Consider the following 12,815-nt stretch of genomic DNA (forward strand, 5'->3'; position numbering starts at 1 on the left):
CGACAGGGCGGCTGCGGAGCTGCAGCCCAGAATCGTCCGCCCGTGGCACCGCCTCCGAAGCCCCTCCAGGGCTTCTCTGGCGAGCCACCGCGACCGGTAGGTGTGACCGAATGAACTCGTACGGCGATCCGCAGTCTGCGCGTGCCCGGGCCCGAGTGCCCGGGCCGTCCGCTGCTTCCACGCCTGACGACGACCAGTCCGGCTACGACGAACGCGCTGCTCCCGACGCCTACCGGCGTCCGGCCGGCGGCCGCGCGAGCGTTGGCGGCGTGTCTCGTGGCGCGGCCTCGGTCGGTGCGGCGGCGGTCCCCGGACGTGCCTCCGTCGGCGCCGGCACCGTGGGCTCAGCCCGGGTCGGTGGCCGTGCCTCCGTGGGCGCTCCCGACGTCGCCGCGGCGTACGGCGGCCGTGGTGCCGTCGCGCGTGCCGCGGTGCGGCCGGTCTCGCCGGCCGTCGGCGGCGGGCCGGGCATCCCCGGGCAGGGCGGAACCCGGGGCAGCGCAGCCAAGATCCTGAACAAGGCCACCAAGCGTCGCCGCCGGATGAACATCCTGACCGCGGCCGCGGCCGTCCTGGTCATCCTGGCCGGCGCCGGCGTGGTCGGCGGCACCTACTTCTTCGACAGCGTCGACTTCAAGGAGCCGGCCGCCGAGACGCAGACCACCCAGCTGCTCGCGAGCGACAACAAGACGGTGCTCGCCTCGCTCGGCCAGTTCAACCGCTCGATCGTCCCGAACGCCAGCATCAACCCGCTGATCAAGCTCGCGGTGGTCTCGGCCGAGGACAAGGGCTTCTACGACCACAACGGCATCGACATGAAGGGCATCGCCCGCGCCGCGTGGAACAACTTCACCGGCGGCGACACCCAGGGTGCCTCCACGATCACCCAGCAGTACGCGCGGTACGCCGCGAAGCTGAAGGAGATCAGCTACAACCGTAAGCTCCGCGAGGCGGTCATCGCCCGCAAGATGGAGGACGAGTACAGCAAGGACGAGATCCTCGGCCGCTACCTCAACTCCGTGTACTTCGGTCGCGGCGCCTACGGCGTCGAGGCCGCGGTCAAGGCGTACTTCGGGGCCAGCCGTTCGGCGTTGACCCCGGTCGGCAAGCCGGGGGCGATCACCGCCGGCGAGGCCGCGATCCTCGCCTCGGTCATCAAGCAGCCGGAGCCGACCGCCACGCACAAGGGATACGACCCGGGCAACAACCTCCCGGACGCCCAGGACCGCTGGCGGTACACCGTCGGCAACATGGCCGAGCTGGGGCTGCCCCGCGGTATGCCGGCGGCTGGGGTGCCGGCCGGCATCAACCCGCCGACGGAATTTCCCGCGCAGGCGGCCAAGGGCAAGCCGGGATGGATCAAGTTCGACCCCGACAAGTGCACCACCACCTGCGGCAACAACAAGCCCAGCGCCAAGATCGTCAAGTACGTGAAGCGTGAGCTGCGCGAAATGCAGATCAGCGACGCGCAGCTGAACGAGGGTGGTCTGCAGATCCGCACCACGATCGACCCCGACGTGCAGAAGGCGGCGGAGAAGGCGGCCAACCGCGCCAGCGAGAAGTCGCCGCTGAACGGCATGGCCGAGACCTACAAGTCGGCCCTGGTCTCCATCGACCCGGAGAACGGTCGGGTCCTGGCGTACTACGGCGGGCCCGACGCGGCCAGCTGGGACTACGCGGGACCGAACTACACCGATGACGGCAAGACCTTCATCGGTGGCGGCCGGCCGCCGGGCTCGACGTTCAAGATCTATACGCTGCTCGCGGCGCTCAGCGAGGGCTACGGCATGGACACCATCTGGGACTCCACGCTGGAGAAGGTCAACGGCGGCGGCAAGATCAACAACTCCGGTCGTGAGGGTGGCAGCCTCAAGTGCCCGCCGAAGGCCTGTGATCTCGAGACCTCCGTCGAGCAGTCGTACAACTTCACCTTCTACTGGCTCGCCGACGCGCTCGGCCCGGAGAAGGTCATCCAGGTCGCGCACAAGGCCGGCATCCAGCTGATCGGCGACCCGGAGACCACCGCCCGCTACGACCTCGGCAAGCTGAGCGACGCGGAGCTCAAGAAGAAGGGCTACGGCCGCGAGGTCGGCTTCGGCCAGTACGCGATCACCGCGCTCGACCACGCCAGCGGCGTCGCCACGATCGCCAACAACGGCGTCTACCACAAGGCGCACTTCGTCCGCTCGGTCGCCGAGCGAGACGCGAAGACCGGGAAGTTCGTGGCCCTCAAGGGCAAGGGCGAGAAGCTCAAGGGCATTACGGCGTTCAGCCCGGACGTCGCGGCGGCCGTGCAGGACGTCATGCAGAAGATCCCGGGCATCAACGGCATCAGCCTCGACAACGGCCGTAAGGCCATCGGAAAGACCGGCACCTGGGAGTTCACCGGCAAGGGCGGCAAGAGCGGCGACAACGGCGACGCCTGGATGGTCGGCGGCACCAGGGAACTCGCGGCGGCCGTCTGGGTCGGCCGCGAGAAGGTGAACAAGAAGACCAAGCAGATGGATCTGCTGCCGATCTACAAGCCCGGCGGCAAGCCCATGAACGGCGGCTCGATCCCCGGCGACATCTGGAAGATGTTCCTGGACTCGGCGTCGAAGTCGATCAAGGGGGATCCCGCACCCTTCCTGCCGAACACGGCCGCGTTCGTCGACCCGAGCAAGAAGGGCAACGGCATCCCACCGCCGCCCAAGGTCGAGCTGCCGGAGAACCCGGCCTGCCTGGTCTTCCCGGAGCAGTGCCAGAACGGCAACAACGGGAACAACGGCAACAACGGCAACGGGAACAATGGCAATAACGGGAACAACGGGAACAATGGCCCGGCCCTCCCGACCTTCCCGGCGTTCCCCGGCACCGACACCGGTAACGACACCGGGACCGGCGGTGGCGAGAACGACGACGGCGACTGAGCCGTAGAACACCGGCGGCGCCCTCTCCTCGCGGAGACGGGCGCCGTTCCGGTTCTGTGGCCTTGTAGGCCGACTGTGCCGGAGGGCGGCGTCTGTCCGCCCCGATGATGCGGCATGATGCCAAAGCATGAGCGCGCCTTCGTCTCCGGAGCCCGACCGGCAAGACCTGCCCGCCGAATCGGACGGCTTCGTCCGAGGGCTGTCGCAGGCAATCGGCGGGCCGCTCGGCGACCATGCCGTACGCCCCGGGGCCCGGCCCGGCCGGTTCTGGAACGCGCAGCGCATCATCCTCGCGCTGACCTGCCTGATGCTGGCGATGAGCTGGGTGCAGAAGTCGCCCTGCCAGGACGGGGACTGGCAGAAGAACATCCAGTACACCCGGTTCTGCTACACCGACGTGCTGGCCCTCTACTACGCCGAGGGGCTCAACGAGGGCAAGGTGCCGTACAAGGACCATCCGGTGGAGTACCCCGTGGTCACGGGCTACTTCATGGGTGCGCTGGGCCTTCCGGTGCACGCCCTCGGGCAGAAGTACCCGGAGATCAACCAGGGCAAGTGGTTCTACAACGTCAATGCCCTGGTCCTGTCGGCACTGGCGGTGGCGTCCGTGGCGATGATCCTCGCGCTGCGCCGCCGCCGGCCCTGGGACGCCGCGATCTTCGCGCTGTCGCCGATCCTGCTCGTCACGGCGACCGTCAACTGGGACTTCCTGGCCATCGCACTGGCCATGTTCGGGCTCTACGCCTGGGCCAGACGATGGCCCGTGCTCGCCGGCGTCCTGCTCGGCCTCGGCGGCGCGGCGAAGCTCTGGCCGCTGTTCATCCTGGGGCCGCTGGTGGTGCTCGGCCTGCGCTCGAAGCGGTTGACGCAGGCCCTGTTCGCGGTGGGCTCGGCGATCGTCGCCTGGCTGGCCGTAAACGTCCCGGTCGCCGTCCTGTACCGGGACAGCTGGGACCGGTTCTTCCAGCTCAACCGGGAACGGCCGATCGACTGGGGCACCTCCTGGTACATCGGCCGCTACCTCGACACGAAGTGGAACACCGGCGTCGCCGGCGATCAGGGCCCGTTCCAATGGCTCAGTGATCACGTCCCGGTCCTCAACAACATCTCGTACGGGCTGACGTTCCTGGCCTGCGCCGCGATCGGGGTGCTCTGCCTGCTCGCGCCGCGCCGTCCCCGGGTCTCCCAGGTCGCGTTCCTGGTGGTCGCGGCATTCTTGATCTTCAGCAAGGTCTGGTCGCAGCAGTACGTGCTCTGGCTGTTGCCGCTGATCGTGCTGGCCCGTCCGCGCTGGGGGGCGATCATCGCCTGGTCGGTGGCGGAGATCGGCTACTTCACGGCGTTCTACGCGGAGTTGCTGGGGGCCGGCGGCAAGCCGGTGATCCCGGAGGGGACGTTCGTGCTGGCCTCGAGCCTGCGCCTGATCACGGTGGCGATCCTCTGCGGGCTGGTGATCCGGGAGATCTGGCGGCCCGAACTCGATCCGGTCCGGCGGACCTACGCCGACGACCCGGACGGCGGGGTGTTCGACGGGGCGCATGATGCGGGTTGGGTGTCGTCGTTACGGCAGCGGCTGCGGCTGGAGCCGCTGCCTTCCGCCCCTTCGCTGATGCCCGAGCACGCGCCGCCGCCACCTCCTGCGGCGCCGACCCCGGTGGGTTGATCGCGGCGGGTGCTGCGGGTTTTCTTGGTGTGGGCTGGGTGGGCTGACCGCCGCGGGTGCCGCAGTTTTTCTGTGTCGGCTGCGGTGGGCGCCGATGCGGGTGTCTCGGCCCTTCCCGGTGTTGGGCGCGGTCGGCTGATTGCCGCGGGTGCCGTTGCCTCCGCTGGCGTCGGTCGCGGTGTGAGCGCTGCGGGTGTAGCGGGCTTGTCCGCGCTGCCTCTGGGGCTGGCTTGCCGTGGGTCGGTTGGGAGCGTCCCAGCCGGCTCCCTCGTGGTGCCGGTTGCTGCAGGCGGCCTGCGGGGCTGTCTCGATTCGACCTCGGCGGGCCGGCGGCAGGGCCCCTCTCGGCTTAGCGCCGGCGGGCGGGGTGCTTGGGCTCTCGGCTTAGCCCTGGCGGGCGGGGTGCTTGGGCTCTCGGCTTAGCCCTGGCGGGCGGGGTGCTTGGGCTCTCGGCTTAGCCCCGGCGGGCGGGGTGCTTGGGTCCTCGGCTTAGCCCCGGCGGGCTGGTTGGTGGCCGGAGCTGCTCAGTTCAGGCGGAAGACCACGGAGTCGTTGTCGAGGTCTTCCCGGCGGATGCCGAGGGCGTCGACCGGGACGTCGCCCGCGCGCTCCCAGGGGGTGCCGGCGACCTGTTTGCGTAGCAGCAGCACCGTGTTGACGTTCAGCGTGCGGAGGTACTGAACGCTGGCGGCGTCCGGGAACGTGGCGACCGCGCGGCGCAGGTCGGACTGGCGCTGCGGGGCGAAGCCGCCGCTGCCGTTCGCCATCTGCTGGAACCGGGTGCTGGACCACAGCATGACGGTCTGGTCGGTGAGGGCCGCGGTCGGCAGGACCAGCATCGGGCCGGTGACCGTCCGCATCGCCGAGGGCTGCTCCGGCACGACCGGGTGCGCGATCGTGCTCCAGGACTCGACCAGCACCAGCAGCAGCGGCACGAACGTCGCAAGGCGCAGCCACGGCCCCGGCCGCGGCGGCATGCGGTGCGCGGCGAGGTGCTCGGCTCGGCGGACGAACTCGGCGACGGCGCCGGCGGCCAGAATCGCGAGCAGCAGCGTCACCCAGAGCATCAGCCGCCCGGGTACCCGCACGCCGAACGAGGCGGGCAGGTGGCCGAAGAGCGGCAGGTAGGTCCAGCGACCGTCGAAGAACGTGGAGCCCAGCGTGAAGACGACGCCGACCACGACGGCGGTGAGTAGCAGCAACCGCTGCCAGATGCGCCAAACGGAGAAGACCAGGCCGACCAGCGCGAGCGCATAGAGCACGAACCCCGGCAGCAGCGTCATCTCGGCCGGCCAGCCGAGCGACTCCCGGGCCACGGCGTGCGGTGCGCCCCAGATTCTTGACTCGGCCGGGCCGATCAGCAGGCTACGGAGCGGCGGCGAGAAGAACCGGATCTCCGTGGCGGCGGGACCGTAGTCCGGCACTCGCAGGTAGGGCAGCGCGATGATGGCGCCGACGCCCGCGAAGATCAGAATTCCCAGCCCGTCGGTGATCAGCAGCCGCCAGCCCAGCACCGGCCGTGGCGACCGGCGGCGCAGGCGACGGACCAGGACCGCGGCCGCGACGATCACGATGATGAGGGCGAGCACGTACGCGAACGGCAGGCCGAGCGAGAATCCGAGACCGAGCTGCCAGATGGCGACGAGCCAGCCCGCCGCCGCCCAGCCCGCGTGCCGCCGATCCGGCCGGAAGCCGTACCGCATCGACCAGCCGTGCCCGCGGGCGAGCATCGCAAGGGCCAGCGGGATGCCGCCGGCGGAGACGATGTCGAGGTGCCCCTCCTGCGCCAGCCGCCACGGCGCGTACGCGAACGCGGCAGCGCCGACGATCGCCCCGGTTCGCCCGGCGCCGAGTTGCCGGATCAGCGCGTAGCCGCCGATGGTGAGCAGGGCGTGTGCGAGCACGAAGAGGATGTTGTAGCGCAGGACGGCCGCGAGCGGTCCCTCGCCGAGCATGCCGACGGGGGCGTAGCCGAGGAGGTGGTCCCCGAACGCGAAGCTGTACGGCTCGGGGAAGTAGGCGTTCGACTGCCAGAGCCTGGCCGGGTCGGTGATCAGGATGTGGCCGGTCCAGGAGACCTGCCAGGCCTGTCGGGAGGGATCCCAGATGTCGTGCGGGAACGTGTGCAGGGGGTAGCGCAGGGCCGGCCAGGTCACGAGCACGGCGAGCAGCAGCGAGCCGTAGACGACCAGGGCGTACTCGTGGATGAGGCCGCGGCCGACGACGCGGACGGCGCGGCGGATCCGGCCCGGGCCGCGCTCTGAGGTCTGCGCGAAGGCGGTCCAGGGGTCCGGCGGGGCGCCTGGCGGGCGGAGTGACGGCAGCCTCGGCCTGCGCCGGCGGTTGCCGGTCGCGCTCGCGGCGCCGTCCGCCGTCTCGGCATGGGGTGGTTCACCGGGCTTCGGCTCGACATCGGGTTTCCCGGCGGCCGCCGTGGTCTGCGAGCCCGGGGTTTCACCGACCTCTTTCGCCTGGCTCGCGCCCGCCTGGCCCGCGCTTGCCTGGCTCGGGCCCGCCTGGTTCGCGTCAGCCTGGCTCGGGCCCGCCTGGCTCGGGCCCGCCTGGTTCGCGCCTGCCTGGCTCGGGGTGTCGCTGGGTTCGGCACTTGGGCCGCCGGCCTTGGCCTTCTTGTTCGGGGTCTCGCCTGTCTTTGTCCCCCGGGCCGGCGTCAAGCCCGCAGAGGCCTTGGGGGCTGGCTCCGTCGCCGCTGTTGTGCCGCCTCCAGGCGTCTGCACAGGCTTGTCGCCGGGCTTGGTCTCGGGGGGAGGGTCGCCCGTCGAACCATTGGCGGGAAATTCGAGGTGGGCCGCTGCGGCCCTCTCCATGGTGGACAGCCGATCCGGGCCCGCCGGGTCCGCGGGTGGCGGGACCGCTGGGCGCAGGATTCCGGTGGCCGCGGGTTCGGTCTTGGCGGCGCGGCCCCGTCGGAGACCCGCCCACCGCCGGACCCGCTTCGGCACCGCAGCATCGCCCTCGGGCGACTCGGGCGCTAGGGATCCGCTCGGCGTTGCGGCTCCGCCAGACGGCGCGGATGCCGTGGGCGGTGGGGATGCCGTGGGTGGTGCGGATCCGGCGGGCGGGGCGGATGCCGTGGGTGGTGCGGATCCCGTGGGCGGTGGGGATGCCGTGGGTGGTGCGGATCCGGCGGGCGGGGCGGATGCCGTCGGATCGCTGGCGTCGGCGGAGGTCGACCCGCCGGTGGCGGCGGGCGTGGCGTCCCCGGGCGCGGCGGGATCGGCGCCGACCTGCGGCCGCTCGGTCGTCATGCTGCTCCCTCGTGAGGCTGGCTCAGCTGCCCGCTCTCTCGCGCAAGAGAGCGATGTCGGCGGCCTGGCCTTCCACCCCGCCCGGCGTCTCGACGATCGCCGGGGCGCCCGCGGCGCGGATCGCCGCCACCACCAGGTCTGGGTCGATCTTGCCACTGCCGAGGTTGTCGTGCCGGTCGCGGCCGGAATCGAAGCCGTCCTTCGAGTCGTTCGCGTGGATCAGGTCGACGCGGCCGGTGATGGACTTGACCCTGTCCACGATGTTGAGAAGCTCCTCGCCACCCGCGTGCGCATGGCAGGTGTCCAGGCAGAAGCCCGCACCGAATTCGCCCACCGCGTCCCACAGCCTGGCCAGATTGTCGAATCGGCGGGCGATGGCGTGGTCGCCGCCCGCGGTGTTCTCGATCAGGATCGGCAGTGGTGGCCCGCCCTCTTTTTCCATGTATGCGAAGGTCTTGCGCCAGTTGTCGAATCCGACTGCGATGTCATCGCCGGCGTTGACGTGGCCGCCGTGCACGATCAAGCCCTTTGCGCCGATCTCGGCCGCCGCACGGGCGTGGGTGAGCAGCAGTTTGCGGCTGGGGATGCGGATCCGGTTGTTGAGCGTGGCCACATTGATCACATATGGCGCGTGGATGTAAACGTCCACCTCGGACGCCTTGAGCGCCGCCGCGTCCGGGTGGGGCGCCGGGGTCTTCCAGCCCTGCGGATCGGCGAGGAAGAACTGGACGGCGTCGGCTCCGCGGGCGGTGGCCGCGACGAGGGGTTCGGCGGGATCGACATGGGCTCCGATGCGCATGGGTCCGAGCCTACGACGTACCTACGACGGTCACCCGGCGTCGCGGTCCGCACCCGTCCGCGTCACCGCGGTTGTCGGCGAGTCGTTAATCGAGGAGATCACACATACCTACGTACCGGTGCAAATCGGTCCGAGCAGGGAGATGGTGCATGTCTCGGCAAGTCCGACACCGTGTTACGGCGGTGGCGCTGGGTGGTTTGCTTCTCGGCGCCGCGCTGCTGACGACCGGCACGGCTAACGCCGACCAGGTCGAGGGGGGCGGCTGGCAGGTGATCTTCGGGGGCGGCGGGGTGCTCGGCATCTCGTGCCAGTCCACGCCCTCCGTCGAGTCCATGGTCGTGCCGGCGGAAGGAACGGTGCGCGTGGTGAACCGGACCGGCCACGGCGCGACGTTGCTGCTCAACGGCGCGTTCAGCGGCCCGGTCCCGGAGGACGGCGCGACCGAGGTGGTATTCCGCCGCGGCACCACTGCGGTCACCCTCGACCCGGACTGCGCGCTGAACGACCAGGCCACGCCGGTGCTGGTCACGGCCTCGCCGTCGCAGGCGGCCAAGCCCGATCCGATCCCGGCGCCCATCGGCTCGGAGATCTCCGACACCCCGTCCGCGCCCTCCCGTCCCGGCACGCCCGCGAGCTCTGACGGCCGCCCGTCGATGCCCGACTCGGTCGCTCCCGTGTCGCGGCCGCAGCGCCAGTCGACCACCCGCGCCGGCCGGCCGGCCGAGAAGCGGCCCGGCGCCTCGCCGGCCAACGGCGCCGCGCAGGCCGCGACCCGGGCCGCACAGGCCATGCCGCAGGGCGGTGCTGCCCCCCGGGTCAAGGACAAGTCCAATCCCAGGGGTACGGCGGCCGTGGTCGAACCGGCGTTCTCGGGGATGCCGCCCGGGGACGAGAAGACGATTCTTCGCGGCGTACCGGCGATCGAGCCGACCTTGTCCGAGTCGCAGAGCGCACCCGCCCTCCCGGCCGCGCCGCCGACGTACGCCGTCGCGGCGGAGCCGGTCGCGACGGTGCAGCCGATGTGGCCGTCGCGGCAGATCGGGCTGCTCGGGCTGATCGCGACGGTGTGTGCGGCGGGGGTGGCCGCAGGCGCAATACGGGCAATTGTGTCGCAACGTGCATCTCGGGCATCTGTCGCGTAGACTTCTCGTCAGATGCTCCGCGGGGCGGCCGTTCCAACCTCATCGGTGTGGTCGTTCCTCCCCAGGTCCCACCCAGCGAAAGCGGACCGGACGCCCCGCGGCTTTCCCCTCGAAGGGCCTCGTTCACGGATGGGGCCCTTTTTGGCGTCCGCCCACGCGCGGGTATGCTGGCTCGGTTCGCAGTGTGCCGGCCGTGGGCGTCGCCCACGGTCTCTTGCTGCGAGCGACACAAGACCTCCTGCCACGGAGAGACCGTGGCCGCCAAGCCCACAGGAGGTGAGAACGTCTTGCGTCATTACGAACTCATGGTGATCCTCGACCCCAGTCTCGAGGAGCGCACCGTTGCCCCGTCGCTCGACACGTACCTGAACGTGATCCGCACCGCGGGTGGTTCGGTCGAGAAGCTCGATGTGTGGGGCCGTCGCCGGCTCTCGTTCGAGATCAACAAGAAGGCCGAAGGCATCTACGCCGTCGTCGACCTGCAGGCGACGCCGGAGGCCGTGGCTGAGCTGGACCGTCAGCTCCGGCTCAACGAGTCGATCCTGCGTACCAAGGTCATCCGGCCCGAGACCCGCTGACGGTCGTTTTTGTCAGGGGGCTCTGGGAGCCTCCTTGCAGAAACGCATGAAGCGGCGAGGAGAAGATCATGGCAGGAGAAACCACCATCACGGTCGTCGGCAACTTGACCGACGACCCTGAGCTGCGCTTCACCCCTTCGGGGGCGGCGGTCGCCAAGTTCCGCATCGCTTCGACACCGCGGACGATGGACCGGCAGTCGGGCGAATGGAAAGACGGCGAGCCACTCTTCCTCGCGTGCAACGTCTGGCGTGACGCTGCCGAGCACGTCGCCGAGTCGCTGCAGCGCGGCGCTCGGGTGATCGTGCAGGGCCGGCTGCGCCAGCGGTCCTACGAGACCCGCGAGGGCGAGAAGCGCACCGTCTATGAGCTCGAGGTCGATGAGATCGGCCCGTCCCTGCGCTACGCCACGGCGAAGGTGCAGAAGATGTCCCGGTCCGGAGGAGGCGGTGGGGGTGGCTTCGGCGCCTCCGGCGGCGGTGGTGGCAACCGGCAGCCCAGCAGCAACAACAACAGCGGCGGCGGAGGCGGCAACAACTTCGACGACCCCTGGGCGACGGCTGCCCCGGCCTCCAGTGGCGGTGCCCGTTCGGGCGGCGCCGGCAGCAACTCCTCGTTCGACGACGAGCCACCTTTCTGAGCCCGACGGGCTTCTTGATTTCAGGAGTAAGAGCTATGGCTAAGGCTGCGGCACTTCGCAAGCCGAAGAAGAAGGTGAACCCGCTCGACAAGGACGGGATCACCTACATCGACTACAAGGACACCGCGCTGCTGCGGAAGTTCATCTCTGACCGCGGCAAGATCCGCGCTCGGCGGGTCACCGGCGTGACCTCCCAGCAGCAGCGGCAGATCGCCCGCGCGGTCAAGAACGCCCGTGAGATGGCGCTCCTGCCGTACACGGCCACGGCGCGCTGAGGGGAGGCACCGATATGAAGATCATCCTCACTCAGGAGGTGTCGGGCCTCGGCACCCCCGGCGATATCGTCGAGGTCAAGAACGGCTACGGCCGTAACTACCTGCTTCCGCAGGGCTTCGCGATCCTGTGGAGCAAGGGCGCCGAGAAGCAGGTCACGGTCATCAAGCGGGCGCGCAACGCCCGTGAGATCCGCGACCTCGGCCAGGCCAATGAGGTCAAGGGCCAGCTCGAGGGCCTGAAGGTCACCCTGACGGCGCGCTCCGGCAACGGCGGCCGCCTGTTCGGGTCGATCACCCCGGCCGAGATCGTCGACGCGGTGAAGTCCGCGGGCGGTCCGTCCCTGGACCGGCGCCGCCTCGAGCTGCCGGGCCACATCAAGACCACGGGCGCTTACAAGGTCCAGGTCAAGCTGCACCCCGAGGTGACCGCGTCGTTCCCGGTGAACGTCGTCGGCTCCAAGTAACACGGCTCACGAGAAGCGCGCCGGCCCTGCGGGTCGGCGCGCTTCTTCGTGTTCCAGCGGGTTTGCTCGTCAGCTGAGCGATTGACCGGTGATGGCCGAGTTCAGGACGGTGGCGAGGCCGCCGCCCATCACGGCCGCCGCGAGACCGACGCTGGCGGCCTTCCACGAGCCGCTCGCCCGCCGCAGGCCGACCGCGACGAGCATGCTCAGCACCAGCGACAACCCGAACAGCGGGGCGCCGTCGAGCAGGGTGGTCAGGGCGTGTGCCTGCTGACCGCGGTTGAGCACCAGCATGTAGAGGACCACGAGCACGACCGGTACGCCGTACCAGGCGGCGGTGTAACCCACCGCGGCGAGCGGACCGCCGGTGTCCTCCTCTACGTCCTCGTCGGGTTCGAGAAGATCGTTCTGTCGCGCCGAGGGTGACGGCAGCGTGCTGACCGGCCGCCGCTCGTAGGTGCCGGCGGCCGGGGACACCGCGCCGCGCGGCGGCCACGTCGTGTCCGGCGGATCCTGCCACCGCGCCCCGGTGCGCTGAATGATCTCCGTGGCGCCCTCGGACGCCGAGTTTGCGGCGGGTACCTTGACGGACGCCGCGACGCCGCCCTTGAACGGCACGAAGGCGGAGGTGCTGATCCGCCTCGACGCGCCGTCGGCCAAGTCGCCGTCGGACTGCAGCTCGCGCCGCCAGTCGCCGGTGTTGCCCTCGCGATAGGACGCCGAACCGCGCGGCGTGTCCTCGCGCTCGGCCTGCTGCCAGGAGCGGGGCGCGGTCCGTTGCCCGAACGGATCGACCGCGTTGCCCGGTAGCGGTGGTTCGCCCTGCTCGGCGCGGAGTTGGCTGCGCCAGTCGGCGGGGTCGATCGCGTTGCCGGGTAGTGGTGGTTCGCCCTGTTCGGCGCGGAGCTGGTTGCGCCAGTCGGCGGGGTCGGTGCGCTGCCGGGCGGGGTCGGCCGTGTTGCCGGGTAGTGGTGGTTCGCCTTGCTCGGCGCGGAGCTGGTTGCGCCAGTCGGCGGGGTCGGTGCGCTGCCGGGCGGGGTCGGCCGTGTTGCCGGGTAGTGGTGGTTCGCCTTGCTCGGCG

Annotated in this window: 10 protein-coding genes and 1 pseudogene; 8 read left to right on the forward strand and 3 right to left on the reverse strand. The window is 70.5% G+C overall.

Annotation, left to right across the window (positions count from 1 at the left end):
• Positions 1-371: 371 nt before the first annotated feature.
• Together AB0B58_RS13275 and AB0B58_RS13280 are read left to right on the forward strand one after the other, a co-directional pair.
• Positions 372-2,909, forward strand: a complete 2,538-nt coding sequence (locus tag AB0B58_RS13275) for a transglycosylase domain-containing protein (RefSeq protein WP_360222406.1) — start codon at positions 372-374, stop codon at positions 2,907-2,909.
• 127 nt (positions 2,910-3,036) lie between these two features.
• Positions 3,037-4,572: a glycosyltransferase 87 family protein gene (locus tag AB0B58_RS13280; protein ID WP_360222409.1), complete on the forward strand. Its 1,536-nt coding sequence runs from the start codon at positions 3,037-3,039 to the stop codon at positions 4,570-4,572.
• Positions 4,573-5,096: 524 nt separating this feature from the next.
• On the opposite strand, the gene AB0B58_RS13285 is transcribed toward AB0B58_RS13280, so the two are convergent.
• The gene (locus AB0B58_RS13285; RefSeq protein ID WP_360222727.1) at positions 5,097-6,896 is read right to left on the reverse strand and encodes a hypothetical protein; all 1,800 of its coding nucleotides are present in this window, start codon (positions 6,894-6,896) and stop codon (positions 5,097-5,099) included.
• A 57-nt stretch (positions 6,897-6,953) separates the two neighbouring features.
• Between AB0B58_RS13285 and AB0B58_RS13290 the strand changes: the two genes are divergently transcribed.
• Positions 6,954-7,565, forward strand: coding sequence for a pentapeptide repeat-containing protein (locus tag AB0B58_RS13290; RefSeq protein WP_360222729.1), 612 nt, complete (start codon positions 6,954-6,956; stop codon positions 7,563-7,565).
• A gap of 295 nt (positions 7,566-7,860) precedes the next feature.
• Here the strand turns inward: AB0B58_RS13290 and AB0B58_RS13295 are convergent, their stop codons facing one another.
• The gene (locus AB0B58_RS13295; protein WP_360222412.1) at positions 7,861-8,637 is read right to left on the reverse strand and encodes a deoxyribonuclease IV; all 777 of its coding nucleotides are present in this window, start codon (positions 8,635-8,637) and stop codon (positions 7,861-7,863) included.
• 149 nt (positions 8,638-8,786) lie between these two features.
• Between AB0B58_RS13295 and AB0B58_RS13300 the strand changes: the two genes are divergently transcribed.
• From AB0B58_RS13300 to rplI, 5 genes are all read left to right on the forward strand, one after another.
• Positions 8,787-9,779 carry a hypothetical protein gene (locus AB0B58_RS13300; RefSeq protein ID WP_360222415.1) on the forward strand — a complete coding sequence of 331 codons (993 nt, stop codon included), beginning with the start codon at positions 8,787-8,789 and terminating at the stop codon, positions 9,777-9,779.
• 287 nt (positions 9,780-10,066) lie between these two features.
• A complete protein-coding gene (rpsF, locus tag AB0B58_RS13305) occupies positions 10,067-10,357 on the forward strand; it encodes a 30S ribosomal protein S6 (protein ID WP_023563150.1) in 291 nt (96 codons plus the stop codon).
• A gap of 68 nt (positions 10,358-10,425) precedes the next feature.
• On the forward strand, positions 10,426-10,995 hold the full coding sequence (locus AB0B58_RS13310; RefSeq protein WP_360222418.1) for a single-stranded DNA-binding protein: 570 nt from the start codon (positions 10,426-10,428) through the stop codon (positions 10,993-10,995).
• Positions 10,996-11,030: 35 nt separating this feature from the next.
• Complete coding sequence (rpsR, locus tag AB0B58_RS13315) at positions 11,031-11,270, forward strand: 30S ribosomal protein S18 (RefSeq protein ID WP_007073789.1); 240 nt, start codon at positions 11,031-11,033, stop codon at positions 11,268-11,270.
• 14 nt (positions 11,271-11,284) lie between these two features.
• The gene (gene rplI / locus AB0B58_RS13320) at positions 11,285-11,734 is read left to right on the forward strand and encodes a 50S ribosomal protein L9 (RefSeq protein ID WP_360222421.1); all 450 of its coding nucleotides are present in this window, start codon (positions 11,285-11,287) and stop codon (positions 11,732-11,734) included.
• Between the two features lie 69 nt (positions 11,735-11,803).
• Here the strand turns inward: rplI and AB0B58_RS13325 are convergent.
• Positions 11,804-12,815, reverse strand: a pseudogene (locus tag AB0B58_RS13325) (hypothetical protein); the annotation flags it as partial.

The organism is Actinoplanes sp. NPDC049118, from assembly GCF_040648555.1.
Lineage (GTDB): Bacteria > Actinomycetota > Actinomycetes > Mycobacteriales > Micromonosporaceae > Actinoplanes.

Bases quoted from the DNA above. Each gene is read 5' to 3' on its own strand.
- AB0B58_RS13300 (WP_360222415.1), top strand. From the start codon at position 8,787: ATGTCTCGGCAAGTCCGACACCGTGTTACGGCGGTGGCGCTGGGTGGT.
- AB0B58_RS13310 (WP_360222418.1), top strand. From the start codon at position 10,426: ATGGCAGGAGAAACCACCATCACGGTCGTCGGCAACTTGACCGACGAC.
- rpsR (WP_007073789.1), top strand. From the start codon at position 11,031: ATGGCTAAGGCTGCGGCACTTCGCAAGCCGAAGAAGAAGGTGAACCCG.
- AB0B58_RS13295 (WP_360222412.1), bottom strand. From the start codon at position 8,637: ATGCGCATCGGAGCCCATGTCGATCCCGCCGAACCCCTCGTCGCGGCC.
- rplI (WP_360222421.1), top strand. From the start codon at position 11,285: ATGAAGATCATCCTCACTCAGGAGGTGTCGGGCCTCGGCACCCCCGGC.
- AB0B58_RS13280 (WP_360222409.1), top strand. From the start codon at position 3,037: ATGAGCGCGCCTTCGTCTCCGGAGCCCGACCGGCAAGACCTGCCCGCC.
- AB0B58_RS13290 (WP_360222729.1), top strand. From the start codon at position 6,954: ATGGGGTGGTTCACCGGGCTTCGGCTCGACATCGGGTTTCCCGGCGGC.